This is a genomic window from Micromonospora sp. NPDC007220, from assembly GCF_040634035.1.
Taxonomy (GTDB): domain Bacteria; phylum Actinomycetota; class Actinomycetes; order Mycobacteriales; family Micromonosporaceae; genus Micromonospora; species Micromonospora reichwaldensis.
In genome coordinates, this window is sequence record NZ_JBEYEU010000028.1 from 40,271 (window position 1) to 66,036 (window position 25,766).

A 25,766-nucleotide genomic window follows, 5' to 3' on the forward strand; every position below is an offset into this window, starting at 1 on the left:
GCGATCAGCTCACCCTGCGCTCGTGACCCTGCCAGAATCGCTCGCGCAGCTCGCGGCGCAGGATCTTGCCGCTGGGGTTGCGGGGCACCCGGTCGATGAACTCGTAGTGCAGGGGCTGCTTGAAGGCGGCGAGCTTGCCGCGCAGGTGCAGGGCGAGGTCACTCTCGGTGAGCTGCTGCCCCTCCACCGGCACCACGAACGCGTGCACGGCCTCGCCCCAGCGCTCGTCCGGCACGCCCACGACGGCCGACTCGGCGACCAGCGGGTGGCGCCCGATGACGTGCTCGACCTCCGCCGGGTAGACGTTCTCCCCCGCCACGATGATCATGTCCTTGATCCGGTCCCGGATGAACAGGTAGCCGTCCTCGTCCAGCACCCCCGCGTCACCGGTGACGACCCATCCGTCGACGAGCGCCTTCGCCGTGGCCTCGGGCAGGTTCCAGTACTCGACCATCGCCGCCGGCGTACGCAACCAGACCTCGCCGATCTCGCCGGGCGGCAGCGGCTCGCCCCGGCTGTCGGCGATCTTGACCTCGAAGCCCGGGTAGGGGCGTCCCGCCGCCTGCATCCGGCCGCTGTCCGGCGTGTGGTCGGCCGGGGGCAGGCAGATGGCCGTGTTGCCGGTCTCGGTCAGCCCGTAGATCTGGGCGAACTCGCAGCCGAAGCCCTCGACGCAGCGGGCCAGCAGCGCCGCTGAGATGGGCGCGCCACCGTAGACCACCTTGCGCAGCGAGGTGAAGTCCTCCTTCGACACGCCGGGCTCCGCCAGCAGCAGCCGCAGCATCGCGGGCACCAGGCAGGCGGTGGTGACGCGCAGCGTCCTGATCAGCTCGACCGCGCCCGCCGTGGTGAACTCGCGCATCACCACGTTCGTCACGCCCGACACGAAGCCCTGCGTCGCCCACCACAGGCCGCCGATGTGGAAACCGGCCATGCCGACGAGGCTGACGTCGCCCTCGCGCCAGTCGATCCAGTCCAGCTCCGCCGAGGCGAGCGCCTGGCGTACCGCGAAGAAGCTGCGGTGCGCGAGGACGACGCCCTTCGGCAGGCCCGTCGTTCCGCTGGTGTACATCTGCACCAGCGGCGTGTCGGGGGTGACCCTGGCCAGCACGTTCGCGTCCGGCTGCGCCGACACCCAGGCGGTGAAGCCGGCCCCGGCGGCACCCGGCTCGTCGAGCCCGACCACCCCGGTCAGCGTCGGCAGTTCCGCCGCCAGCTTCTCGGCGACGGCGGCCGAGTCCGAGTCGACGAAGAGCAGGGCCGCGCCCGAGTCGCGCAGGATGTGCTCGACCTCGCCAGCGGCCAGCCGCCAGTTGATCGGCACCAGCACCACGCCCGTCTTCGCGGCGCCGAAGAGCAGCTCGTAGTAGTGCTCGGACTCCCTGCCCAGGTAGGCGATGCGGTCCCCGGGGCGCAGGCCCGCCGCCTGGAGGGCGCGCGCCACCTGGTTGCTGACGCGGTGCAGGGTGGCGTAGTCGACGCGCCGGCCCTCGCAGACCATGGCGACGACGTCCGGCTGCTGGACGGCGTGCCTGCGCACCACGTCGACGAGGGTGCGCAACTGAACAGTCACCGGGGTCCTCCTCAGGGGACGTACGGGTGGAGGCGGCTCACGCCGCGTCGGCCTGGAAACGCATGCCGGGCGGGTTGACCAGCGCCATCCGTACCTCGCCGTCGGCGACGCCACCCTGGGTGTCCCAGAAGCGCCAGGGCATGTCGATGATCTGGACCGGCTTGCTGCGGTTGCGCTCGCTGAACTCGGCGAAGGAGACCTCGCCGTGGAACGACGACGAGTCGATCGGCCGGCGGAACCTGCTGGTGAAGTTCGCGATGAGCATGTCCGGCAGCTGCTTGGCCCAGTAGTCCTCCATCGTCCACGCGGCCAGCGCGGGCACCGCCCGGTCCTGGACGCACTTGGCGATCAGGTAGTACATGAGCTGGTTGAAGCAGATGTTCACCTCGACCGAGTTGAGGTGACCGGTGTCGTCGATGTAGCACGGGTACGGGATGGCGAACTCGCCCTCCGCGCTCGCCAGCCCGTTGGCGACGGTGACCGTCGCGGACTTGAGGTACTGGGTCTTCGGCCTCGCGTACGGGCGCAGCACGTCCGAAAGCAGTCCCGGGTCGTTGGCAAATGTCGCACGCCCGATAGGCGCACTGTTCTTCACCGGCGATGTGGTCATTGCTATTCCTCCTTTGCGCACGAGTGCGAAATTGAAGGTAATCGCGGCCGGCCCATCAGCCGGTAACAGCGGAAGAACTCAGCCGACGCCCGTGGCGGACCCGGCCGACGAGCCGGTCCAGCAGCATGTCGGAGGTGAGCGACAGGTCCGCGAGCAGCGGGTCGGTCGACAGCAGCGCCAGGTGCAGCGCCTGGATCCGCTCCGAGGGCTCGATGCCGAGTTCGTTCATCATCCGCCGCCGGAACCGCAGGTAGACCTCCAGCGCCGCCGGCGTACGCCCCGACCGGTGCAGCGCGAGCATCAGCATCGTGTGCGCCGACTCGTGCAGCGGGTGCTCCACGACCAGCGACGCGAGCTCGGAGGTCGCCTCCCGGTGCCGCCCCAGGCAGAGGTCGGCGTCGATCCTGGTGGTGTACGCGTAGAACCGCCGCTCCTCGAGCCGCGCGGCCTGGGCGCGCAGTTGTGGGCCCCACTGACCCTGGTGCACGACGTTGCCGCGCCAGAGCGCCAGCGACCGGCGCAGGTGCGCGCCCGCCTGTTCGTAGTCGCCCGCGTGCATCGCCGCGGTGCCCGCCGTGACCAGCTCGTCGAACTCGACGATGTCGAGCTGCTTCGGGTCCACCCGCAGCGTGTAGCCCCCGGAGCAGGTGAGCAGGACGTCGCGCGCGATGTCCTCGACGGAGCCGCCGAGCACGCCGCGGAAGAGCTTGCGCACCTTGAACATGTACGTCTGGAGGGTGGCGTGGGCGGTGCGGGGCGCCCCCGTGCTCCACAGCTCCCGGACGAGCACCGACGCGCCGACCGGCTGGTTCACGTTGAACAGCAACGCGGACAGGACCAGCCGCAGCTTCGGTGCGCTCGGTGCGATGTCGACCCCGTCGTGCCGGATGACGAGCGGGCCGAGCAGTTCGAACCGCAGTCCGGCGAGCGGGTTCCCCGCCGGGTGCCGTGGCGGCACGACCGGCGGCGGCTCGGGGCGCCGGACTTCCGTCGCGGGTTCGGCCGCCGACTCCAGCAACGCGGCGAGGAGCGTCAGTTTCTCCTCGTGCGACATCGATCCCAGTTCCGCAAACTTGGTAATCATTTCGCCGACCTCGCTATCAGTCGGATCCACCGCACTTTCCACCGCCGACGATCGTGTCGGCGTACTGGTTCCGTGACGGGAGCGACGATTCCGACCAGGGGGAGTCAGGACAGGCTTCCACGCTATTCCAAGCGAAGGTCGAGCCGATAGTGACCGCGTCATGGACAGGCATGACCAAACGAGGGGGCAGCATGTGACCGCGGCACTTGCCCGCAGCCTGCGCTGCCGCGAGGCTGGCTGGAGGCACGCTGGAGTGTCGCTGGAGCGGCACTGGTCGAGCAGGGAGCAGCCATGTCGGGTGGGGATGCACAGCTGCGCGTCGGGTTCAAGCGGCACCTGCGGGCCCACGTGGTACGCGGTGACGCGGTCTACCTGCTCTCCGAGCGCGGCGCGACCTCGGTCAGCGGAGCGCACGTCGAGGCCCTGGCCCCGCTGCTCGACGGCACCCGTGACCTGACGGAACTCGTCCGGGACAGTCCGGCCGGGATGTCGCCCGCCGAGATCGGCACGGTCGTCCGGCGGCTCGTCGACGCCGGCCTGGTGACGCTGCGGCCGGCGCGGGAGGCGGAGGCCGACGAGCCCGCGCTCGCGTACTGGGAGGCGGCGGGTCTGGACCCCACCGCCGCCGTACGGGCCACCGCCGCCGCCCGGGTCGACCTCGTCCGCGTCGGCGGCCGTGCGGCGGATGCCGTGGCGGCGACAGACGCGCTGCGCGCGGCCGGGTTGACGGTGACGCCGGTGTCCGGGAACTTTTCGGCCCCGCCCGCCGACTTATCGATTGTGCTCTGTGAGGACTACCTCGACGAGGGGTTGGCTGCCGTCGACGCCGCGCATCGCGCGGCAGGCCGGCCCTGGCTCCTCGCGAAGCCGGGCGGCGCGCAGGTGTGGGTGGGGCCCGTGTTCGACCCCGCCGCCGCGACGGGATGCTGGCACTGCCTGGGGCACCGGCTGCGCGGCCACCGCCAGGCCGAGACGCGCCTGCGCGCCGTCGTCGGCTCCGACACGGAGATCGGCACCCCGCCGGTGTCGCTGCCCCCGCTCGGCGCCGCCGCCCTGCACCTGGTGGCGTTGGAGGCCGCGAAGTGGACGGCCGGGCTCCGGCACGACGGGCAGCGCACGGTGTGGACGTTGGACAGCGTCACCCTCCGCGGCGCCCACCACGAGGTGCGCGCCCGGCCGCAGTGCCCCGAGTGCGGCGACCCCGGCATCGAGCGGGACCGGGCGTTCCGTCCGGTGCCGCTGCGCAGCCGGCCGAAGGCGTCCCGCAGCGGCGGCAGCCACCGCGCCCTGCCGCCGGAGCGGGTGCTGCGCGACTACGGGCACCTGGTGAGCCCGGTCAGCGGCGTGGTCAAGGAGATCACCCGCGACGGGCGGGGCCCGGCCTTCTTCAACTCGTTCCGCTCCGGCCCGAATCTCGCGATGACCACCCGCAGGAACGCGGAGCAGATGCGTTTCGCGCTGCGGGCCGAGAACGGCGGCAAGGGCGTGACCCCCGTGCACGCCGAGGTGAGCGCGCTGTGCGAGGCCATCGAGCGGCACAGCGCGTACTTCCACGGCGACGAGGCCCGGGTCACCGGCAGCTACACCGAGCTGGCCGGCACCGCCGTCCACCCCGACGACTGCCTGCTGTTCGACGAGCGGCAGTACGCCGACCGCGACCGCTGGAACGCCACCTGCTCGCCGTTCCAGTACGTGTGCGCGCCGTTCGACGACGCGGCCGTGACGAGCTGGACCCCGGTGTGGTCGCTCACCGAGCAGCGGCACCGCCTGCTGCCCACCTCGATGCTCTACTTCAACGTGCCGGAGCAGCACGGCGGCATGTCGCTGTGCGCGGACTCCAACGGCAACGCCGCCGGCAGCAGCCTGGAGGACGCGCTGCTCCAGGGCCTGCTGGAGGTGGTGGAGCGCGACGCCGTGGCCCTCTGGTGGTACAACCGCACCCAGGCCCCCGCGGTGGACCTGGACAGCTTCCGCGACCGCTGGATCGACGAGCTGCGGGAGGTCTACGCGGGCCTGCACCGCGAGGTGTGGGTGCTGGACGTGTCGTCGGACGTCGGGATCCCCACCATGGCCGCGCTGTCCCGGCGCACCGACAAGCGGTGCGAGGACATCATGTTCGGCTTCGGCACCCACCCCGACCCGCGGGCGGCGCTGGTCCGCGCGCTCACCGAGATGAACCAGTTGATGCCGACCGTGGCGGAGGTCGGCGGCGACGACGACGGCGGGTACGGCTGGTCCGATCCGGACGCCGTACGGTGGTGGCGCACCGCCACCTGGGCCGGGGACGCCTACCTGCGGCCCGATCCGGCGGTGCCGGCGCGCCGGCTCGCCGACTACCGCCACACCCCGACGGACGATCTGCTGGCCGACGTCCGCTCGGTGCAGCACAGGTTGGAGGCACTGGGGCTCGACGTGCTCGTGCTCGACCAGACCCGCCCGGACGTCGGGCTCCCCGTGGTGAAGGCCATCGTGCCGGGGATGCGCGGCTTCTGGGCGAGGTTCGCGCCGGGCAGACTGTTCGACGTCCCGGTGCAGCTCGGCAGGCTCGACCGCCCCACGGAGTACGAGAACCTCAACCCGATACCACTTTTCGTGTAGAGCGGGGTGCACGTGGCCCCAGCCACGCCCGTCGAGGAGCCAGGTTGCCATCCGACGCCGACACGTCCCGCCCCGGACCGAGCCTGTCGCTGTGGTCCTTCCGGGACGACGTGACCATCGAGACGGCTGAGGACGGCAGTCTGACCATCCTCACCCGCTGGGGCGACGTCCCGGTGGGCCGCCCCGCGCCCGCCGTCGAGGAGGTCCTGCACCGCATGACCTACGGGCCGGTCGCGCTCGGCAACGTCGCCGGGCTGGACGGGCGCGCCCTCCGGTCGGTCCTCGACCGGCTGCCCGGCCGGATAGTCCGCTCGCTCGGCTCGCGGGACTCGCCGGTGCCGCTGCTGTCCGTCCAGCCGGTGTCCCCGCTGGGGGTGTTCGAGCTGCCGGAGGTGGCCGAGGACCAACCGGTCAGGCTGTCCCGTTTCGCGTTCGCCCACCAGCGGGACGGCGAGCTGGTGCTCGAGTCCCCGCTGTCGCACCACCGGGTGGTGCTGCACCGGCCGCAGGTGTCGCTGGTGCTCGGCGCGCTCCCCCGCGCGACCACCGTCGTCGAGGTGGCGCGGCGGGTCGGCCTGGCGCTGCCCGGGGTGGCCGACATCGTCGCCTACCTGGTCGGCACGGGCATGGTCGTCGTCGGTGAGGCCGGCACGTCGCGGTTCCACGAGGACTCCGACCCCACGCTGGCGATGTGGTCGCCGTACGACCTGCTGTTCCACTCGCGCAGCAGGCTCGGCACGCACGACGACCCCGCCGGCGCGACGTTCCGTCACCTCGCGACCCTGCCGCCCCCGGCCGCCGTCAAGCCGGCGCCCGCCGGGCCGCGGATCCCGATGTACCGGCCGCCCGTCTCGGTGCCGCACGGGATGACGCTCACCGAGGCCGTCGACCGGCGCCGGTCCACCCGCGCGTTCGCCGAGGCGGCGCCGTCGACCCGCGAACTCGGGGAACTGCTGTTCCACGCGGCGCGGGTCCGGATGCAGACGGTGGCCACGGCTCCCGACAACGTGCGGTACACGGTGACGCGACGGCCGTATCCCAGCGCGGGTTCGCTGTACGAGCTGGAGTTGTACCTGACGGTGGACCGCTGCCCGGACCTGCGGCGCGGGATCTACCACTACAGCCCGGTCGAGCACGCGCTGACCCTCGTCAACGCCAGTCCGGCGGACATCGACGAGATGCTCGTCAACGCCCGGGTGTCCGTCGGGGACCGGCGGCCCCCGCCGGTGCTGATCACCATGACCGCACGGGTGGGCAGGCTCTCCTGGGTGTACGACAGCATCTCCTACGCCACCACCCTGAAGCACGTCGGCATGCTCCAGCAGACGCTCTGCCTCGTCGCCACGATGCTCGGGCTCGCCACGTGCGCCCTGACCATGGGCGACGCCAGGGTTTCCGCATCGGCGTTCGGGCTCGACTGGCCGGCGGAGGTCGGGGTCGGCGAATTCGCCATCGGACTACCCGAAAACGACATGTCCTGTAACGACGAGTACCTGGGCGTGCACGGAATGTGAATGGGTCGATCGACCGTCGGCAAATGGCTCGGCGACGCTTCGCACGTGGGCGCGAAAACAGCATTCAGGATGTGTGCGGGCGCGTGATAGAACGGGGTTAATTGCGCCGGCCCGACAGGGGATGCCAAGTTGATCAAGGTGTTGTTGGCCGAGGACATGCACATGGTCCGCGATGCGCTGGTCGCGTTGCTCAACCTGGAGCCGGACATCGAGGTCGTCGCCGCGGTCGCCTCGGGCACGGAGATCCTCCCCATGGCGCGGCGGTTCCGGCCCGACGTCGCCGTGATCGACATCGACCTGCCGGGCAAGGACGGGCTCTCCGCCATCGCCGACATCCAGGCCCACCTGCCGGAGATCCGCACCCTGGTCCTGACCGCGCTCGGCCGACCGGGCACCCTGCGCCGGGCGTTGTCCGCGAAGGCGACCGGCTTCCTGCTGAAGGACGCCCCGACCGAGCAGCTGGTCGACGCCATCCGCAGCGTCGCCGCCGGTCGCCGGGTCGTCGACAGCCAACTCGCGATGTCCGCCTGGGACAGCGCCGAGTGCCCCCTCACGGCGCGCGAGACCGAAGTCCTCCGCCTCACGGCGGAGGGACTCCAGGCCGTCGACATCGCGGCGCAGATGTTCCTGTCAGTCGGCACCGTCCGCAACTACCTGACCACGATCGTCAACAAGCTCTCCGCGCGCAACCGCGTCGACGCCATCCGGGTCGCCCGGGAGGCCGGCTGGTTGTGACCGGGACGCCCCGTGGCGCTCCAGCCGCAGGGGCACCCGGGCGCAGAGCCGGAACTGGTCCGGCTGCTGGTCGACCGTCAGCGAGCCGCCGATCTCCTCGGCGCGTACGCACAGGTTGCGCAGCCCGTTCCGCCCGCTGCCCGGGTCCCTGGGCGGCCCGACGGCCAGGTCGTCGTTCACGATCTCGATCCAGGCGTCGTCCTGCGTCTGCCGGATGGTGATGTCGCAGCGCTTGGCCTTGCTGTGCCGCAGGATGTTGGTCACCCCCTCCCGCAGCACCGTGGCGAGCACCGTGCTCACCTGGACCGGCAGGTCCAGGTGGTCGCTGTCCAGCCGCACCTGGATGTCCGCGGCGGACAGCACGGACACGGCGGACCGGCACTCCTCCTCCAGCGACAGTTCGCGGTAGCCACTGGCGACGGTCCGCGCGTCGGAGAGGGCGACCCGCGATATCTCCAGGATCTCCAGCAGCTGGTCGCTCGCCTCCTGCGGCGACTTCTCCATCAGCCGGTGCACCAGCTCGATCTTGAGCGAGATGGCGGACAGGCTGTAGCCGAGCAGGTCGTGCAGGTCGCGGGCGAACCGCAGCCGCTCCCGCAGCACCGCCATGCGGGCGATCTCCGCACGGCTCTCCTGCACCTCGACGACGAGGGCGGTCAGCCGGGACAACCCGTACACCACGAGCCCCGTCGTGACGGTGGAGATCGCGGTGTAGAGCATGTCGATCGGCGCACGGGTGAAGATCCACTGTGCGACGGCCATCGAGGCGACGATGAGGACGAAGGTCACCCACGCCGTGACCGCCCGCAGCACGAGCAGCACGCTGCCGGCCAGGAAGCCCGGCATGCCGACCCACGCCTGCCCGAAGGTCAGGATCGGCAGATAGACCAGCGCGGCCTGAGTGGCGAGGACGCCGTAGCCCAGCGGCGTGCGCAGGCGTCCGTTGTCCCGGCCGTACCACAGCAACTGCATCGCCATCAGGACGGCGATGCACGTGAACGACAGCGCGATGGCCACCGGACCGACCGGCAGGAACATGACGTGGATGAAGCCGATGAGGCTGATGCTTGCGAAGACGGCGGTGACGACGCCCATCGCGAGACGGGGCGCCGGTAGCGGCGCGGCCCCTCGCGATGATGAGCGCCCTGATGTGACGGAGAGGTTCACGGCAGCAGCGCTCTCGTTTGTTCTAGCGCAGCCAGCGTACGCCCAGAGGCCAACTGGCCCCGTACCCGGTGTGGCCGGCCCCCCGCCAGCCGCGATGCCCGGTAGCGGGCGTCGATCCAACAACCACGACACACTCCCCAGTGATCGACCCGAGGGCGGGAATGCCTCGTCGACCCGCGCAACAACCCGGTGCGGCCGATCGGACGCCGACAGGCGTCGCACCCCACAGAGTTGTTACGCAACGCAAACGTTTTTGACGGATTCCCGGCCCCGAATTGCGATGTGCCCTTACGGACACCTTCCCCCTTGAGGGTCGACCTTTCCACAAAAAAATGACGGCCGTCAAGCCGTCCACCCCTGGCCGCCGCAGCGCGAAAGGGTCCTAATCGATGCTAGGGAACATTTGCCACCGTCACGTCATATCCTCTAGTAGGGACATTTGACGCGGTGACCGCCGCGCGGTGGCGAGGGCCTACCGGGGCAGCGCCGGACGCCGCCGAGGGGCCGGTGCCAGGACCGACACGAGGTCGCGGCGGGCCCGCGCGACGCGGGAGCGGATCGTGCCGACGGGACAGCCGCACAGTGCGGCCGCCTCCGCGTAGCCGAGGCCGACGACCTGGGTGAGCACGAACGCGGCACGGCGGGCCGCGGGCAGCGTGCGTACCGCGAGGTTGAGCGCGACCGTGTCGTCCGGGCCGGGCAGGTGGTGGGCCGCGGAACGCTCCGCGGTGGCCTGCCAGTCCTGGTCGGACACGATCCGGGGCCGGCTCGCGGCGGCGCGGAAGTGGTCTGCGGCCACGTGCCGCGCGATGGCCAGCAGCCAGGACCGTGCGTGGTGGCGCCCGGTGAACTGGTGCGCGCTGCCCAGCGCGCGGACGAACGTCTCCTGCGTCAGGTCCTCGGCGTCGGCGTACCCGACCAGGTAGACCAGGAATCGCCAGACGTCACGCTGCGTGCTGCGGACGAGAGGATCCGCCGCGGAACGGTCGCCGCGCCCGACGGCCAGGGCCAGAGCCGTGACCGCGCTTTCTTCCAGTGGCTCCGACATGAATTCACGGTAACCATGCGGGATGCCGAGAAGAAGGGATTCCAGTGGCAGTCCAGTCGGCCTCATCGCCGGGAACCAGAATTCGATGGAACCGTTCGGCCAGCGTGCCGGGCGTCCCGGGGACCGCGCGGCGCACGGGCGCGGTGAAGGCGGCGACGGGCGCGCGCCCGACGGGGGCCGCGCGCCCGGGGCGCGCCGCCTGCCCGTCGGGGCGCCGCCCGGCCGGATCCGGCCGGGCGGCGGGCACGTCCGCTGCACCCGGCTCAGCCCGTCTTGGCCAGCGGCCGGGCGCCGTACGTGACGCGGACGACCCCGTCCTCGTGACGTTCCGTCTCGGCGGTGACCCCGAAGACCCCGGACAGCACCTGGGGCGTGAGCGCCTCCAGCACCGGCCCCGACGCGACCACCTCCCCGCGGTCCAGCACGACGAGGCGGTCGCAGCTGCGCACCGCGAGGTCCAGGTCGTGCAGCACCGCCAGCGTGGTGACGGCCAGCGTGTGCACCAGTTCCAACAGCTCGAACCGGGCCCGGATGTCCAGGTGGTTGGTCGGCTCGTCGAGCACCAGGAGCTGCGGCTGCTGGGCCAGCGCCCGGGCGAGCAGCACCCGCTGCCGCTCACCGCCGGACAGCGAGCCGTAGATCCGGTCCGCGTGCCCCAGCATGCCGGTGCGCTCCAGCGCGTCGGCGACGATGTCGTTGTCGTCGGCCGTCTCGCGGTCGAACACCCCCTTGTGCGGGGTCCGGCCCAGCGCGGCGACCTCCCGCACGGTCAGGCCCGGCGGGGTGGGGCTGTTCTGCAAGACGGCGGCGGTCCGCCGCGCGGCCGCCCGCGCCGACAGCGACCAGACGTCCTCGTCGCCGAGCAGCACCTGCCCGCCGGCGGGCCGGACCGACCGGTAGATGGTCCGCAGGAGCGTGGACTTGCCGCTGCCGTTGGGGCCGATCAGGCCGACGACCTCGCCGGGCGCGACCTCCATGCTGACGTCGCGGAGGATCGGCGTACCACCGATGGAGACGCACACCTGCTGCACCTGAAGCTTCATGAGTGGGACAGGCTCCTATCCCGGCGCATCAGCCAGATGAAGAACGGTGCGCCGAAGAGGGCGGTCAGGATGTTGAGGGGCAACTCGTTCGGCGGGTCGACCGTCCGGCACAGCAGGTCGACGATCACGAGGTAGACCGCGCCGACGAGGGCCGCGAGGGGCAGCACCCGGCGGTGGTCCACGCCGAACGCGAGCCGCACCAGGTGGGGCACCATCAGCCCGACGAAGCCGATGCCGCCGGCCACGGCGATGAGCACGCCCGCGAGCAGCGACGTCAGGACGATCGACACGATCCGCAGCCGCTTGACGTCGATCCCGAGGGCGGTCGCCGACTCGTCGCCGGTGACGAGCGCGTTGAACTGCCGGGCGTACATGGTCAGCAGCACGGTCACCGCGAGGACGACCACGCCCGCGACCTGGAGTTGCTCCCAGCGGGCGCCCGCGACGCTGCCGAGCAGCCAGAACATGATCTGGCGCATGTTGTTGGGCGTCGTCTGCAACTGGAGCAGGCTCGTGATCGAGGTGAACACGTAGCTGATCGCGACCCCCGCGAGTACGAGCCGGACCGGGTTGAGCCGGCCGTGTTGCTGCCCGAGGGTGAAGACCAGCGCCACCGCCAGCATCGCGCCGACGAACGCCGCGCCCGACACCCCGAGTCCGCCGGCCGCGCCGGCGCCCAGCGCCATCACGGTGACGGCGCCGACCGAGCCGCCCGCCGACACGCCGAGGATGAAGGGGTCGGCGAGCGGGTTGGCCACGAGGGCCTGCAGCACGACGCCCGCTACCGCGAGCCCGGCGCCGCACAGCGCGGCCAGCAGCACCCGTGGGATCCGGAAGGTCCAGACGATCTGGTCGTGGGCCGGGTCCACGGCGGGGGTCGCCCCGGTCAGGTGCGCCCAGACGATCCGGCCGGTGTCGCCGATGGAGACCGGCACCGAGCCGACGGCCGCCGCGACGAGGATCAGGACGACCAGCAGTACGCCGAGCACGAGCAGGCACAGCGGCAGGGGCGCGCCGTGCAGGGGGGCCGGCCGGGTGGCGGGGCGCTTCGGCGCGGCCGACACCCGGCCGTTGGTGGAACGCGACAAGGTGGTCATGGCGCTCAGAACGCCTCGGGGTGCGCGGCCTGCGCGATCTTGGCGACCGCGAGGTGGTTGCTGGGGCCGAGGTAGATCGAGTCGGACAACACGACGTAGCGGTTGTTCTTCGCCGCGTCCCACTGCGGGAACTGGGCGAGCAGCTTCTTCGCGTCCGCGTCCGGATCCTTCGACATGTAGTTCACGACGAGCAGGACGTCCACGTCGGCCTTGGCGACCTGTTCGCGGGAGAGGTTGGCGAACATCTGGTCGGTGGCGCCCTCGAAGGCGTTCACCGCACCCGACTTGGCCATGATGTCGTTCCAGATCCCGTTGCCGCCGACCGAGCTGAACTCCCCACCCATCGCCATGCCGGGGATGATCAGCATGACCTTCTGCTTCGGCAGGCTCGCGGTCTTCGTCCCGACCTCGGCGATGCGCGCCTTCGAGTCGGCGATGATCTTCTCGGCGCGCTCGGACACCCCGAAGATGGCCCCGAGGTCGCGCAGCAGCGCGTAGCTGTCCTCGACGGTCGGCGTGCCGGAGACCGTGCCGACCTCACCGCACGAGCTCTTCGGGGCGTACGTGTTGGCCCCCACGGCCGCGAGGTCGTCGCGGGTGGCGAAGCCCGCCTCGGCGCGGAAGCCGCCGTCGTACGTGGAGATCACGAAGTCGGGCGTCAGCCCGATCATGGCCTCGCGCGGGATGTCCGACATGTCGTTGAGCTTGATGTTGCCCGTCGGCAGCTTCTTGATCGCGTCGACCCGGCCGTCGACCTCGGAGGCGCCGTAGGACTGCGCGTTGGCGACGATCCGGTCGGCGACGCCGAGTTCCAGCAGCGCGGAGACCTCCGCGACCGACCCGCCGTTCATCACGACCACGCGGCTCGGCGCCTGCTGGTAGGTGTACTTCTTGCCGCAGTTGCTGATCGTCACCGGGTAGCCCGCCTTCGGCGGGTCGTTCGACTGGCCGGCCTCGCTCTTGGCCGTCGAGCATGCCGTCGTGAGAAGCAGGGCGGCGACGGCCGCCGCGAGGGGGAGTCGCTTGAGTTTCATCCGGTCCTCCGAGCAGTTGACGTGGCGACGGGCGACGGCGCCGCCGCCTCTTCCGGTTCCGCTGCCGCGGCCGCGGGCTTGGGCAGGTGGTGCAGACGGACACTGACCAGGCCGGCGCAGATCGCGGAGGCCGCGAGCAGGAGCGCGGTGACCGCGAAGGCCGTCGCGTGGTCGGCGAAGGGCACGTCGGGGTCGCCGGGCGTCGCGCCGAGCACGGTGCGGTAGCAGACCCCCGCGACCGCGACCCCGAGCGCCAGGCCGAACTGCGTCACGGTGGTCGCCATGCCGGACGCCGCGCCCGCCTCGGCGGGCCTGACCCGGCCGAGGATCCCGGCCACCAGGGGTGAGACGACCAGGCCCTGCCCGAAGCCGGCCAGCGTGACCACCGCGACGAGCATGGGCGCCTGCGCGGACTCGGGCGCCTGGACGACGGCCGCGCTGGCCAGCAGGACGGCGGCGAGCAGGCCGCAGCCCACGGCCGGGGTCGGCGCCGGGACCAGGCGTGCCACCCGGCGGCTCGCCGCGGAGCCCAGCGAGAAGCCGATCCCGAGCGGTACGAACATCAGCGCCGCCGTGAGCGGCGTGAAGCGCAGCCCCGTCTGCAGGTAGTAGGTGAACACGAGGAAGAGCCCCGAGTTCGTGGCGAACAGCGCCAGCACGGTCACCAGGGACAGCCGCATCCCGGGGGCGGTGACGACCCGCGGCGGGAACAGCGGCTCGCCGCCCTCGCGGTGCAGGCGCCGCTGCTGGCGCACCAGCACGACGGCCAGGACGAGGGCGAGCGGCACGCCGAGCCACAACCACGGCGAGCCGTCCGTCCCGAAGACCAGGGGCACGAGCAGGGCCGGCGCCGCCACGATGGTGAGCGCCGCGCCCGCGAGGTCGAGGCGGTGCGGCGCCTTCGGCACGGTACGCGGCAGGATCCCGCCCAACGCCAGGATCGCGATCCCGACGGGCACGTTGACGAGCAGCGCCGGCCGCCAGCCGAGGCCGAAGAGGTCGGCCTCGACGATGAGACCGCCGCCCGCGATGCCGCTGATCACGCCCAGGCCGATGACCACGCCGTAGACGCTGATGGCCCTCGCCAGCCGCTCCGGGTCCTGCATCGTGGCCCGGATGATCGCGAGCACCTGGGGTGCCATGAACGCCGCCGTGGCGCCCTGCAGGAAGCGGGCCACGATGAGCAGGTCGGCGTCCGGCGCGATGCCGCACAGCAACGAGGTCACCGTGAAGCCGGCGACGCCCCAGAGGAACACCGTGCGGTGGCCCATCCGGTCGCCGAGCCGCGCGCCGGTGACCATCAGGGCCCCGAAGGCGATCACGTACGCGGCGCCGACGAACTGGATCTGGTCGAAGCCCGCGTCGAGGTCGCGCTGGATGGACGGGCTGGCCACGTTGACGACGAAGCCGTCCACCTGGGTCATGAACGTCGCGGCGAGAACCGCGCCGAGTCCGAGCCACTCACGCCGTTCGCTCATGTTGCCCTCCGATGATCGCCGACAGGTGCGAGTACGGCGCCGACCCGCGCCAGGGGACCGGCGGCGAGCATGCCGTCGTGGGTGCAGTCCAGCCGGTGCACGTCGATGCGCCCGTCGACGTGTGGCTCCCAGCTCCGCGGGCCGGGCCAGTCCGGTGTCTTGCCCTCGGTCGCCTCGACGACCAGCACGTCGCCGCCGAGGCGCCGGGGCGTCCAGCCGGCGGCGAGCCGTGAGTTGCGGGCGAAGGCGTCGTACGCGAGGCGACGCTGCGCCTCGTCGAGGCCGCCGAGCACGGCCTGGCCGAGTACGGCGGCGGCGGCGTCGTGCTCGGCGGGCGGCGGCAGCTCCCGCCAGGCGGCCGGCACCGGATACGAGTCGAGCAGCGCGAGCAGGGCCACCGCCTCGCCGGCCTCCGCGAGCTGCGTGGCCATCTCGTGGGCCACCAGGCCGCCGAACGAGGCGCCGAGCAGGTGGTAGGGCCCGGCGGGCTGGATCTCACGGATGCGCCGCACATGGTCGGCGGCCAGGTCGGCGACGCTCGCGCACCCGGCGGCGGCGACCGACTGGAGTCCGTACACCGGGCGGTCGGGCAGGCTCGCCAGCAGCGCGGCGTACGACCACGCCAGCCCGGTCGCCGGCGCGACGCAGAACAGCGGCGGCCCGCTCCCCCGCGTCCGCAGCGGGAGCAGCACCTCCGTCGAGCCGCCGGCAGTGTCCGTGGCGAGCGCCGGCGCGAGCTTCGCGACGGTCGGCGCCTCGAACACCGTCCGGATGCTGATCTCCACGCCGAACTCGGCGCGTACCCGGCCCATCAGCCGGGCGACGAGCAGGGAGTGCCCGCCGAGCGAGAAGAAGTCGTCGTCGATGCCGACCTCCGGCAGGCCGAGCAGGTCGGCGAAGAGACCGCACAGGACCGCCTCGCGGTGGTCGCGGGGCGCGCGGCCGCCGACGGTCGCGGTCAGGTCCGGCGCGGGCAGCGCCGCGCGGTCGAGCTTGCCGTTCGTGGTACGCGGGATCGCCTCCAGCGCGACGAACGCGGGCGGCACCATGTAGTCGGGCAGCCGCTCCGCCACGAACTGCCGCAGCGCGGCGGGCTCCGGCGCGGCGTCGCCCACCGGCACGACGTAGCCGACGAGCCGCACCTGACCGGGCGCGTCCTCGCGGGGCACCACCGCCGCCTGGGCGACCGCGGGGTGGGCCAGCAGGACCGCCTCGATCTCCCCCGGCTCGATGCGGAAGCCCCGGATCTTGACCTGGTCGTCCGCGCGGCCGAGGAACTCCAGAGTGCCGTCGCGCCGCCAGCGGGCGAGGTCGCCGGTGCGGTACATCCGGCTGCCCGGGGGCCCGAAGGGATCCTTCACGAACCGCTCCGCGGTCTGCTCCGGACGGTCGTGGTAGCCGCGGGCGACCGGCGCCCCGGCGAAGTACAGCTCGCCCACCGTGCCCGGCGGCACGAGCCCGCGCGCCGGGTCCAGCACGTACGCCCTGGTGTTGGTCAGCGGCCTGCCCACGATCGGGTCGGCGCTCTCGGAGAGCCGGCACCAGAGGGTGTCGACGGTGCACTCGGTGGGGCCGTACAGGTTGTAGACGGTCGTGCCGGCGTCGCGCAGGGCCGTCCAGAGCGCGGGGCCGGTGGCCTCGCCGCCGAGCGCGAGCACGGCGGGCCGGTGCCGGCCGGCGTCGAGGAAGCCGTTCGCCACCAACTCCTCGGCGTACGTGGGGGTGATGTCCATGAAGTCGATCTCGTGCCGGTCGACGTAGTCGAGCATCGCGGCGGGGTCCCGACGCCGGTCGTCGTCGACGAAGTGCAGCTCGTGGCCGTCGAGCAGCCACAGCAGGCCCTCCCACGACGTGTCGAACGACAGCGACGCGGACAGCGCGGCCCGGCACACCCGGCCGGCGGCCGCCGGCCGGATCATCGTGTCGCGGTGGTGGTGGAAGAGGTTGACCAGACCACGGTGCTCGACCACGACGCCCTTCGGCACGCCGGTGGAGCCGGACGTGTAGATGAGGCAGGCCGCGTGCTCCGGCGCGAGGCCGGTGTCCGGTACGGGCGCGTCGGGCGCCTCGGCCAGCTCCGCGACGGTCGCGGGGGCGTCCACGAGCAGGACCGGGACCTCCGACTGCCGGTGCCCGGCCCACAGCGCCCCGGTGGCGAGCAGCACGACGGGCGCGCTGTCGGCGAGCATCGCCGCGACCCGCCGGGCGGGCAGGTCCGGGTCGACGGGCACGTACGCGGCGCCGGCCTTGAGCACGGCGAGCAGCGCCACGATCGCCTCGGAGGTGCGGGGCAGCAGGAGCCCCACGTGCCGGTCGGGGCCGGCCCCCCGGGCGACGAGCAGGTGGGCGAGGCGGTCGGCGCGGCGGTCGAGTTCGGCGAAGGTCAGCGTGGCGTCGCCGGCCACCAGCGCCGTACGGTCCGGCGTCGCGGCGGCCTGTGCCGCGAACAGCGCGGGTACGGTCACCGCCGGCAGGGGCCGAGCCGTGTCGTTCCACTCCTCCAGGAGGAGCCGGCGCTCGCCGTCGAGAAGCAGGTCGACGTCGGCGACCGGGGTGTCGGCGGCGTCGGTCACGCGGCGCAGGAAGGCCAGGAACCGGGTCAGGTGACCGGTGAGCTCCTCGTCGTCGTAGCAGTTCGGGTTGGCGTCGAGGACGATGCGCAGCCCGCTGCCGTCCGCCCGGTCGTACACGTGGACCACCAGGTCCTCGACGAGCCCGGCGCTGACGTTGTGCACGACGCCCCGGTGCCCGGCGAAGCGCAGGCCGTAGTCGAACGGCATGATGTTGACCGACGGGCCGAACAGCTTGCGCTCGCTGGCGACCATCCGCAGGTCGCGGCGCAGTTGCTCGTAGCGGTAGCGCAGGTGCGGGCGCCCGGCCCGCAGCTCCGCCGCGACCTGCCCGGTGAGGCTGGCCAGCGTGGCGGTGGGCTCGACGCGGACCCACAGCGGCACGACGTTGGTGACCATGCACGGCACCCGCAGCGACACCGAACCGAGCCGCGACATGACCGGCAGCGCGAGCGTCAGCTCGTCCGCGCCGGTCATCCGGTGCAGGTACGCCGCGAAGGCCGCGATGACGGTCTCGCTCCACGTGGTTCCGGTGGCCTTCGCGACCGCCTTCAACGCGTCGATGCCGGCGGTGTCGAGGTCCGCCGTGGCGCGCAGCACCGTCCGCGCCAGCTTCCCGGTGCGGCGGGCGAGCACCACCGGCGCCGGCCTGCCCTGCGCCCGGGACGTCCAGTGCTCGCGGGCGGCGGCGTACCTGTCCGAGTCGGCGTAGGCCCGGTCCTCGTCGACCACGGCGGCCAGCGCCCCGAACGTCCGGGGCGGGGGGTCCCGGCCCTCGACGAGGGCGGTGTAGAGCTCGGCGACCCGGCGGGCGACCAGGGACAGCCCGTATCCGTCCAGGGCGATGTGGTGCACGCGCTGGTACCACAGGAGGTGGTCCGGGCCGAGCCGGAGGAACGCCTGCCGGAACAGCGGGTCCTTGCGCAGGTCGACGGGGGTGTCGAGGTCCGCGCGCATCCAGGCCGTCGCGGCGGCGAGCGGATCCGCCTCGGCACTGGTGTCGATGGTGTGCAGCGGCCACGACCCGTCGTCGCGGGGGCGTTGCCACGGGCGTCCGTCGGCGTCCTCCTCGAACACCACGTTCAGCGCCTCGGCCTCGCCGACGGCCCCGCGCACGGCCGCCTCCAGCAGCCGCGCGTCGACCGGGCCGCGGATCTCCACGTACTCGGCGGTGTTGAAGGCGGGGCTGTCCGGGTCGAACTGCTGACCGGTCCAGATGCCCTCCTGGGCCGCGCCCAGCGGCAGCGGCTCAGCCATCGCCGCCCACCAGCAGCTTCGCCCAGTGCTCCACCGTCGGCCGCTCGGCCAGGTCGACGAAGCTGACTTCGGCGCCGGCGTCGCGCCACCGCTCGATGAGCGTCATCAGCCGCACCGAGTCCAGGCCGCAGTCGAACAGATCCTCCGCGTCGAAACTTTCGTCCGGGCGACGGTGGAGCATCTCGGCGACGTCCGCCCTGATCCTCGCCGCCGTCAACTGACCTGCCACGTCATGCCTCTCGACCTCGTGCGATGTGGACACCGGTGGGATCCGACGGTCGACGCCGTCGGATCCCACCGCGGATCGAACGTCCGTGCGGGACTAGGCGGCGTCCACGTCGTCGTAGACGGTGACGCGGTAGGACACGGCCGGCTCCGGCGTCGCGGTGTGCAGCGCCCGGTGGACCAGGCTCTGGTTGTCCCAGAGGAGCATGTCGCCCTTCTCGAACGTCTGGAGGTGGATGTTCTCGTGCTCGTAGGTGCGGTCGAGCTGGCCGGTGGCCGTGAGCAGCTCGGTCAGCAGCTCCGGCCGGTCGTTGCCGTCCGCGTCCTGCACCGACAGCGTGAAGCCCTCGCTCAGGTAGAGCAGGGTCTCGTCCGTGTGCGGGTGCGGGAACGCGAGCGGGCTCGTCACCGGCGGGGTCTTCGCGTTGACCTCGTCGATGATCTCCGAGATCGGCCGGTAGACGTCGGTCGGCCGGATCTTGAAGTACCGCAGCACGCTGTGCGTCGCCGTCTTGTCCTTGACGGCCAGCTTCAGCTCCTCGGAGAGCTGCTCGTAGGCGGTCGCCAGGTTGATGAAGTAGGTGCCCCGGTTCTTCGACGGCACGACCTGCGGGTAGATCATGGTGATGTCGAACGGACGTGGCATGAACTGGTAGTCCGAGTGCCAGAACTTGCCGGTCTTCGGCACCCCGATCTGGCGGCCGTCCTCCTCCTTGACGTTGGAGGAGACGAACACCTCCTTCACCTCGGGGTGGTGGTAGACCGGCTCGTAGTACTCCGCGACCCGGCCCAGCCGCTGGCCGAGCGCCAGGAACTGCCGCGGCGACAGGTCCTGGTTCTTCAGCACGGCGATCTTGTTCGAGTAGATGGCCTTCTTCAGCTCGACGATGTCCTCCGGCGAGGCGGTTTCCGCGTCGAAACCCTCCACGATCACGCCGAACTTCTTTCCAGCCTGCGGGGTGATTTTCATTCGCACTCCTCTGAGCGGTGGTCCCGGGCTCCGCGTACCTCAGTAGTCGCGTCCGGTCGGTCAACAGTTCCCGCCCCGACAGATGTGCGGGGCCGAATTGCCTGCTCAATTACCGCGCTGTGGGTTCACATTTCCGCGAACTCCTCTGCGAGTCTCGGCCTGCCTCTCCCGCAGCACCTGGGCGTGACAGGCGTGGATGACGGCAGCGGCGCCGTGCGGGTCGTCGCGTACGACGAAGTGACCGCTGCCGGGGATGACGTAGTGCTGCGCCCTCGGGAGCACCCGCCGGGCCCGGAGCGCGTCGCGCAACGGGACCACGCGGTCCTGGTCGGCCCACACGAGGTTCACCGGCGTCGTGTCGGTGGCGTCGGCGCGGAACGAGTAGAGCCCCGCGTACCGGGTCAGGGCGGACAGGTCGCTGGTGATCATCGAGTTCACGTCGGCGGCGGCCACGTCCGGCCGGAGGGCGGCGGGCCGGGCCGACACGCTGCCCATGACCATCCTGCGGACCACCCCCCGGTTGAGCAGCCGCCCCCGCGTCCTCGGCCCCACCGCGGCGGTCATCCGCAGGATCGCGTGGGTCCGCACCACGCACATCGAGGCGTGGCAGACCGCCCGGAACCCGATGCTGCACAGGGCGGTCACCGCCGCGACGGGCACCCGACGCGCCAGTTCGAGTGCGATCACCCCGCCGAGCGAGTGCCCGACCACGTGCGGCCTGCGCAGCCCCAGCGCCGCGATCCGCTCCGCGACGTACTCGGCGAGCCTCGGCACGACGTCACGGTCGTACGCGAGCCCCGGCACGCTGCCATGGCCGGGCAGGTCGATCGCGAGGGTCCGGGCGAAGCCCGGGATGCGTTCGACGACGGCGTCCCAGCTCGCCCGGCCGAGACCGGCCGCGTGCAGCAGCAGGAGCTGAGGATCCTCCGCGAGCCGGCTCGGCTCGGCCATGGTGCGGCTCCGTTTCTTTCCGTGCGGACGTGCGCGCTCGACGCGTCAGGAGGCGGTGACCATCGGGGCGCGCGACGCCTCGGCCGTGTCGGCCCGGTCCGGGAGTTCGTTGCCGGCGAGCGCCTTGAACCGCCGCAGCCGCAGGCTGTTCGACACCACGAACACCGAACTGCCGGCCATGATCAGACCCGCCAGCATCGGATTGAGCAGCCCGCTCGCCGCGAGCGGGATCGCCGCGACGTTGTACGCGAAGGCCCAGAACAGGTTGCCCTTGATCGTGCCGAGGGTGCGCCGCGACAGCCGGATGGCGTCCGCGACCACCCGCAGGTCGCCGCGGACCACCGTCAGGTCGCCGGACTCGATCGCCACGTCGCTGCCGGTGCCCATCGCGATGCCCAGGTCGGCCTGCGCGAGGGCTGCGGCGTCGTTGACGCCGTCGCCGACCATCGCGACGACCTTGCCGTCGGCCTGGAGCCGCTTGACCAGCTCCACCTTCCCGGCGGGGAGGACCTCGGCGACCACGTCGTCGATCCCCACCTCCGCCGCGATCGCCGCCGCCACCGCCGCGTTGTCGCCGGTCAGCAGGATCGGGTGCAGCCCCAGCCGCTTGAACTGCGCCACCGCCGCCGCGCTGGTGGACTTCACCCGGTCGGACACGACGAGCATCCCCCGCAGGGCGCCGTCCCAGCCGACCATGACCGACGTACGGCCCGCCGCGTCGGCCGTCGCCTTGGCGGCGACCAGCTCCGGGGGCAGGTCGGTCGCCCACGCGCCCAGCAGCGACGCCCGGCCGACGACGACCTCGTGCCCGTCGACGGTGCCCCGCACGCCGACGCCGGTCTCGCTGGAGAAGTCCGCGACCGGGGGCAGTTCGCCGCACCGGTCCCTGGCTCCCGCGACGACGGCCCGGGCGATGGGGTGCTCCGACGCGCTCTCCAGTGCGCCGGCGAGCCGCAGCAGCTGGACGTCGTCCTCGCCGTCGACGGGCACGACCTCCACGACGGACATCTCGCCGGTGGTCACCGTGCCGGTCTTGTCGAGCACGACGGTGTCGACGGTCCGCGTGGACTCCAACACCTGCGGTCCCTTGATGAGGATGCCGAGCTGGGCGCCCCGGCCGGTGCCGACCAGCAGCGCGGTCGGCGTCGCCAGCCCCAGCGCGCACGGGCAGGCGATGATCAGTACGGCCACGGCAGCGGTGAACGCGGCCGCCGCCGGCTGGCCGGAGCCGAGCCAGTAGCCCAGCGTGGCGAGCGACAGCGCGATCACCCCGGGCACGAACACCGCCGACACCTGGTCCGCGAGCCGCTGGACGGCGGCCTTGCCGGTCTGCGCGTCCTCGACGAGCCTGGCCATCTGCGCGAGCTGCGTCTCGCCGCCCACCTTCGTGGCGCGGACGACGAGCCGCCCGCCGGCGTTCACCGTCGCGCCGACGACCTCGTCACCCGGTCCCACCTCGACGGGCACGGACTCGCCGGTGAGCATGCTCGCGTCGACCGCCGAGGAGCCCTCCTCCACGACGCCGTCGGTCGCCACCTTCTCGCCCGGCCGCACGAGGAACCGGTCGCCGACGGCGAGCGCCGAGATCGGCACGATCGCCTCGGCGCCGTCGCGCAGCACCGTCACGTCCTTGGCGCCCAGCGACAGCAGCGCGCGCAGCGCGGCGCCGGAGCGGCGCTTCGCGCGGGCCTCGAAGTACCGGCCGCAGAGGATGAACAGGGTCACGCCCGCGGCGACCTCCAGGTACATGTTGCCCTCGCCGGGCGTCCGCTCCAGGGTGATCCGGAACGGGTGCCGCATGCCGGGCACGCCGGCGGTGCCGAGGAACAGCGTGTACAGCGACCACACGAACGCGGCGAGCGTGCCCACCGAGACCAGCGTGTCCATCGAGGCGGCGGCGTGCCGGAGGTTGGCGAAGGCGGCCCGGTGGAACGGCCACGCCCCCCACACCACGACGGGCGCGCTCAACGTGAGGCAGGCCCACTGCCAGTACTCGAACTGGAGCTGGGAGAACATCGACATCGCGATGACCGGCACCGCCAGCACGGCGACGACCCAGAGGCGGTGGCGGGCCGCCCGCAGCTCACGGTCGTGCTCGGCCTCCTCCGCGGCCGCCGGATCCGGGACGTCCGCCGCCGGTGCCGCGGGCGGCAGCACCGGCCGGGCCGTGAAGCCGATCTCCTCGACGGCGGCGATCACCGTCTCCCGCGAGACCTGGGGCGCGAGGAGCACCTTCGCCTTTTCGGTGGCGTAGTTGACGGTCGCCTCCACCCCGTCGATGTCGTTGAGGCGCTTCTCGATGCGCGCCGCGCAGGCCGCGCACGTCATGCCGCCGATCAGCAGTTCCAGGTGGTTCTCGGCCCTGGCCGTGCGCGGCTGCACCGGCCGGGCCGTGAAGCCGATCTCCTCGACGGCGGTGATCACCCGCGCCTGCGTGATCCCGGGCGGGAGGAGCACCTTCGCCTTCTCGGTGGCGTAGTTGACGGTCGCCTCCACCCCGTCGATGTCGTTGAGGCGCTTCTCGATGCGCGCCGCGCAGGCCGCGCACGTCATGCCGCCGATCAGCAGTTCCAGGTGGTTCTCAGCCGTGGCCATGCTCGGTGCCCCCCTCCGTGCCGCCGCCGGTCGTGTCGGCGGGGACAGCGGCTCCGCCGTTGCGTACGGCTTCCTCGTTGCGGGCCTTGGCCGCCGCGAAGGCCTCCTCGCTCAGGCCGTGCGGCGGCGGGTTGGGGCCCTTCACGCGCAGGGTGAACGACGCCGTACGCACGACGCCCTGGTGCTGGAAGTCCAGGAACAGCCGGTAGTCGCCGAAGCTCGGCGCGGTGGCGTGGAACAGGACGTCCGGACCGGGCGCGGTCTGCCCGTCGCCCGGCGTGCCGTCGGGGTGGACGTGCAGGTACGCCATGTCGCCGTCGCGCAGCGCGACCAGGTGCCCGAAGGCGCCGAGGTACGGCTCCAGGTCGGTGACCGGCTTGCCGTCCTTCGCGACGCTGAGCGTCAGCTTGCCGCTCTTGCCGGGCGTCAACTCACCGCCGAGGGTCACCGTGTACCCGTCGACCGTCGAGGTGGTCGACGGCGCGGGCAGCGCCTCCGGCCGGTAGTCGCCCGACACCGACACGTCCGCCCCGAGCGTCTCGCCGTGGATGCCCCACAGCGGCATGTAGTCGGCGAAGACGCGGTACTCGCCCGCCGCCGCGAAGGTCAGCGGCACCCGCCACACGCCGTCCGAGCCGAGGTTCGGGTGGACGTGCTGGAAGTTCGTCAGGTCGCGCCGCGCCACGATCAGGTGCATCAGCTTCTCGTGCTGCGGCTTGTACTTCACCAGCGGCGTGCCGTCGTGCTGCAGGATCTGGAAGGCGAAGGTCTGTTTCGTGCCCGCCCGGACGTTGTCCGTGATCACCTTCAGGTTCATGCTCTCGTGGTTGATGGTCAGGCCGTACGAGGACTCCTCGGCCATGGCGGCCGGCTTGGCGGCGGGTGCGGCTGCGGGTGCGGCGGTCGGCGGGGGCCCGACCACGCGGCCGACGGTGTAGGCGCTCCCCAGCACCAACACCAGGGCGAGCGCGAACGCGCCGAGCTTCGTCAAGGTCTTCATGAATAACCGTCCTGTTTCGACAGGGTTGGCGTGGAAGCGGGCAGGGTTTCGGGGGTGGGGTCGTCGGCCGGAGGGCTCACCGGTCCCCGCCGGGGTCCGGGCCGGATGTCCGGCCCCACCGCAGCAGGCACGCCCCGAGCGACATCCCCCCGCCGAACGCCAGCAGGAGGACGAGGTCGCCGTCGCGGAGCAGCCCGGCCCGGTTGGCGTGGTCGAGGGTGAGCGGCACCGAGGCGCTGCCGACGTTCGCGTACTCCTCCACCGTGCGGTGCGTGTGCGCGGCGGTCAGCCCGCACGCGCGTACCAGCTCGTCGAGGAGCAGGCCGTTGGGCTGGTGCGGCACCACGTGCGCGACGTCCGCCGCGCCGACGCCCGCCCTGGCCAGCAGCTTGTCCACGAACGGCGGGACGTCCTGGAGGACGAGCTCGGTGACGCCGCGGCCGTTCATGCGGAAGAAGTGGCCGCCGTCCGCCACCGTCGTCGCGGACGCCGGCAGCCTGCTGCCGCCCGCCGCGACCCCGATCAGGCCGCTGGCGTCGCCCCGGCTGGCCAGCTCGTACTCGACGACACCGCGCCCCGGTGACGTCGTCCCCACGACGGCCGCGCCGGCGCCGTCGCCGAACAGCACGGCCGTGCGCCGGTCGTCGAAGTCCAGGATGCGCGAGTACACGTCGGCGCCGACCACGAGCGCGTGGGTGCCGGGCCGGTCCGCCACCAGCGACTGCGCCAGCACCAGGGCGTGCACGAATCCCGCGCACACCGCGTTGACGTCGAAGCACGCGGCCCCGTACGCGCCGAGACGGTCCTGCACCAGGCAGGCCGTCGGCGGCTGCGGGTGGTCCGGGGTCGACGTCGACACGATGAGGTAGTCGACGCGGTCGGCGCCGATGCCCGCGTCCCGCAGGGCGCGGGTCGCGGCCCGCACGGCCAGGTCCGACGTGGCCTCCTCCGCCGCCGCGAAACGGCGCGAACGAATGGCGGTCTTGCGTACGATCCATTCCGGGCTGGCGCCCGGTACGCGACGCGCGATTTCCTCGTTCGGCAATGCTCGCGCGGGCACCCAGGATCCGGTGCCCAGAATTCCGACGGATGAGGACACAGCAGCCTCCAGAGAGGAGAGGCATTTCGTGTCTGCAAATTAGCCGAGTCGAACCATCGGCCGCAATCACGTTCGCCATCTGCCGACACGACTCGAAGCGCAAATTACCGGGCGATGG

Annotated in this window: 19 protein-coding genes; 3 read left to right on the forward strand and 16 right to left on the reverse strand. The window is 72.2% G+C overall.

What is annotated here, in order from left to right; all coding sequences use genetic code 11:
• Nucleotides 1-4: 4 nt before the first annotated feature.
• The 3 genes from ABZ573_RS28575 to ABZ573_RS28585 all read right to left on the reverse strand — a co-directional run bounded on the left by ABZ573_RS28575 (nucleotide 5) and on the right by ABZ573_RS28585 (nucleotide 3,267).
• Nucleotides 5-1,573, reverse strand: coding sequence for a fatty acid--CoA ligase (locus tag ABZ573_RS28575; RefSeq protein WP_358122142.1), 1,569 nt, complete (start codon nucleotides 1,571-1,573; stop codon nucleotides 5-7).
• A 37-nt stretch (nucleotides 1,574-1,610) separates the two neighbouring features.
• A complete protein-coding gene (locus ABZ573_RS28580) occupies nucleotides 1,611-2,105 on the reverse strand; it encodes an FcoT family thioesterase (RefSeq protein WP_358122144.1) in 495 nt (164 codons plus the stop codon).
• A 133-nt stretch (nucleotides 2,106-2,238) separates the two neighbouring features.
• Complete coding sequence (locus ABZ573_RS28585; RefSeq protein WP_192581223.1) at nucleotides 2,239-3,267, reverse strand: AfsR/SARP family transcriptional regulator; 1,029 nt, start codon at nucleotides 3,265-3,267, stop codon at nucleotides 2,239-2,241.
• Nucleotides 3,268-3,558: 291 nt separating this feature from the next.
• On the opposite strand from ABZ573_RS28585, the gene ABZ573_RS28590 reads away from it, so the two are divergent.
• The 3 genes from ABZ573_RS28590 (at nucleotide 3,559) to ABZ573_RS28600 (ending at nucleotide 8,114) form a co-directional block, all read left to right on the forward strand.
• The gene (locus ABZ573_RS28590) at nucleotides 3,559-5,865 is read left to right on the forward strand and encodes a TOMM precursor leader peptide-binding protein (protein WP_358122147.1); all 2,307 of its coding nucleotides are present in this window, start codon (nucleotides 3,559-3,561) and stop codon (nucleotides 5,863-5,865) included.
• A gap of 44 nt (nucleotides 5,866-5,909) precedes the next feature.
• Entirely contained in the window at nucleotides 5,910-7,379 is a 1,470-nt protein-coding gene (locus tag ABZ573_RS28595) for a SagB family peptide dehydrogenase (RefSeq protein WP_151452492.1), read from the forward strand.
• Nucleotides 7,380-7,508: 129 nt separating this feature from the next.
• Complete coding sequence (locus ABZ573_RS28600) at nucleotides 7,509-8,114, forward strand: response regulator transcription factor (protein WP_132240694.1); 606 nt, start codon at nucleotides 7,509-7,511, stop codon at nucleotides 8,112-8,114.
• On the opposite strand, the gene ABZ573_RS28605 is transcribed toward ABZ573_RS28600, so the two are convergent.
• From ABZ573_RS28605 to ABZ573_RS28665, 13 genes are all read right to left on the reverse strand, one after another.
• A complete protein-coding gene (locus ABZ573_RS28605; RefSeq protein ID WP_151452491.1) occupies nucleotides 8,010-9,209 on the reverse strand; it encodes a histidine kinase in 1,200 nt (399 codons plus the stop codon). The two genes, ABZ573_RS28600 and ABZ573_RS28605, sit on opposite strands and share 105 nt — an antisense overlap.
• Before the next feature lie 544 nt (nucleotides 9,210-9,753).
• On the reverse strand, nucleotides 9,754-10,329 hold the full coding sequence (locus ABZ573_RS28610) for a sigma-70 family RNA polymerase sigma factor (protein ID WP_151452490.1): 576 nt from the start codon (nucleotides 10,327-10,329) through the stop codon (nucleotides 9,754-9,756).
• 263 nt (nucleotides 10,330-10,592) lie between these two features.
• Nucleotides 10,593-11,372 carry an ABC transporter ATP-binding protein gene (locus ABZ573_RS28615; RefSeq protein WP_151452489.1) on the reverse strand — a complete coding sequence of 260 codons (780 nt, stop codon included), beginning with the start codon at nucleotides 11,370-11,372 and terminating at the stop codon, nucleotides 10,593-10,595.
• Complete coding sequence (locus ABZ573_RS28620) at nucleotides 11,369-12,469, reverse strand: iron ABC transporter permease (protein WP_151452488.1); 1,101 nt, start codon at nucleotides 12,467-12,469, stop codon at nucleotides 11,369-11,371. The genes ABZ573_RS28615 and ABZ573_RS28620 overlap by 4 nt, the downstream gene beginning before the upstream one ends.
• Before the next feature lie 5 nt (nucleotides 12,470-12,474).
• On the reverse strand, nucleotides 12,475-13,503 hold the full coding sequence (locus ABZ573_RS28625) for an ABC transporter substrate-binding protein (protein ID WP_151452487.1): 1,029 nt from the start codon (nucleotides 13,501-13,503) through the stop codon (nucleotides 12,475-12,477).
• Nucleotides 13,500-14,981, reverse strand: coding sequence for an MFS transporter (locus ABZ573_RS28630; RefSeq protein WP_358122149.1), 1,482 nt, complete (start codon nucleotides 14,979-14,981; stop codon nucleotides 13,500-13,502). Before ABZ573_RS28630 ends, ABZ573_RS28625 begins: the two co-directional genes overlap by 4 nt.
• Complete coding sequence (locus tag ABZ573_RS28635) at nucleotides 14,978-18,808, reverse strand: amino acid adenylation domain-containing protein (RefSeq protein ID WP_327030687.1); 3,831 nt, start codon at nucleotides 18,806-18,808, stop codon at nucleotides 14,978-14,980. Before ABZ573_RS28635 ends, ABZ573_RS28630 begins: the two co-directional genes overlap by 4 nt.
• The gene (locus ABZ573_RS28640; protein ID WP_358122150.1) at nucleotides 18,801-19,037 is read right to left on the reverse strand and encodes a phosphopantetheine-binding protein; all 237 of its coding nucleotides are present in this window, start codon (nucleotides 19,035-19,037) and stop codon (nucleotides 18,801-18,803) included. The genes ABZ573_RS28635 and ABZ573_RS28640 overlap by 8 nt, the downstream gene beginning before the upstream one ends.
• Nucleotides 19,038-19,130: 93 nt before the next feature.
• Complete coding sequence (locus ABZ573_RS28645; RefSeq protein ID WP_151452485.1) at nucleotides 19,131-20,003, reverse strand: TauD/TfdA family dioxygenase; 873 nt, start codon at nucleotides 20,001-20,003, stop codon at nucleotides 19,131-19,133.
• 105 nt (nucleotides 20,004-20,108) lie between these two features.
• On the reverse strand, nucleotides 20,109-20,954 hold the full coding sequence (locus ABZ573_RS28650; RefSeq protein ID WP_358122153.1) for an alpha/beta fold hydrolase: 846 nt from the start codon (nucleotides 20,952-20,954) through the stop codon (nucleotides 20,109-20,111).
• A 45-nt stretch (nucleotides 20,955-20,999) separates the two neighbouring features.
• The gene (locus ABZ573_RS28655; RefSeq protein WP_327030686.1) at nucleotides 21,000-23,549 is read right to left on the reverse strand and encodes a heavy metal translocating P-type ATPase; all 2,550 of its coding nucleotides are present in this window, start codon (nucleotides 23,547-23,549) and stop codon (nucleotides 21,000-21,002) included.
• Complete coding sequence (locus tag ABZ573_RS28660) at nucleotides 23,536-24,549, reverse strand: hypothetical protein (protein WP_192581222.1); 1,014 nt, start codon at nucleotides 24,547-24,549, stop codon at nucleotides 23,536-23,538. Before ABZ573_RS28660 ends, ABZ573_RS28655 begins: the two co-directional genes overlap by 14 nt.
• Before the next feature lie 76 nt (nucleotides 24,550-24,625).
• Nucleotides 24,626-25,648: a ketoacyl-ACP synthase III gene (locus tag ABZ573_RS28665; RefSeq protein ID WP_151452482.1), complete on the reverse strand. Its 1,023-nt coding sequence runs from the start codon at nucleotides 25,646-25,648 to the stop codon at nucleotides 24,626-24,628.
• Between the last annotated feature and the right edge of the window lie 118 nt (nucleotides 25,649-25,766).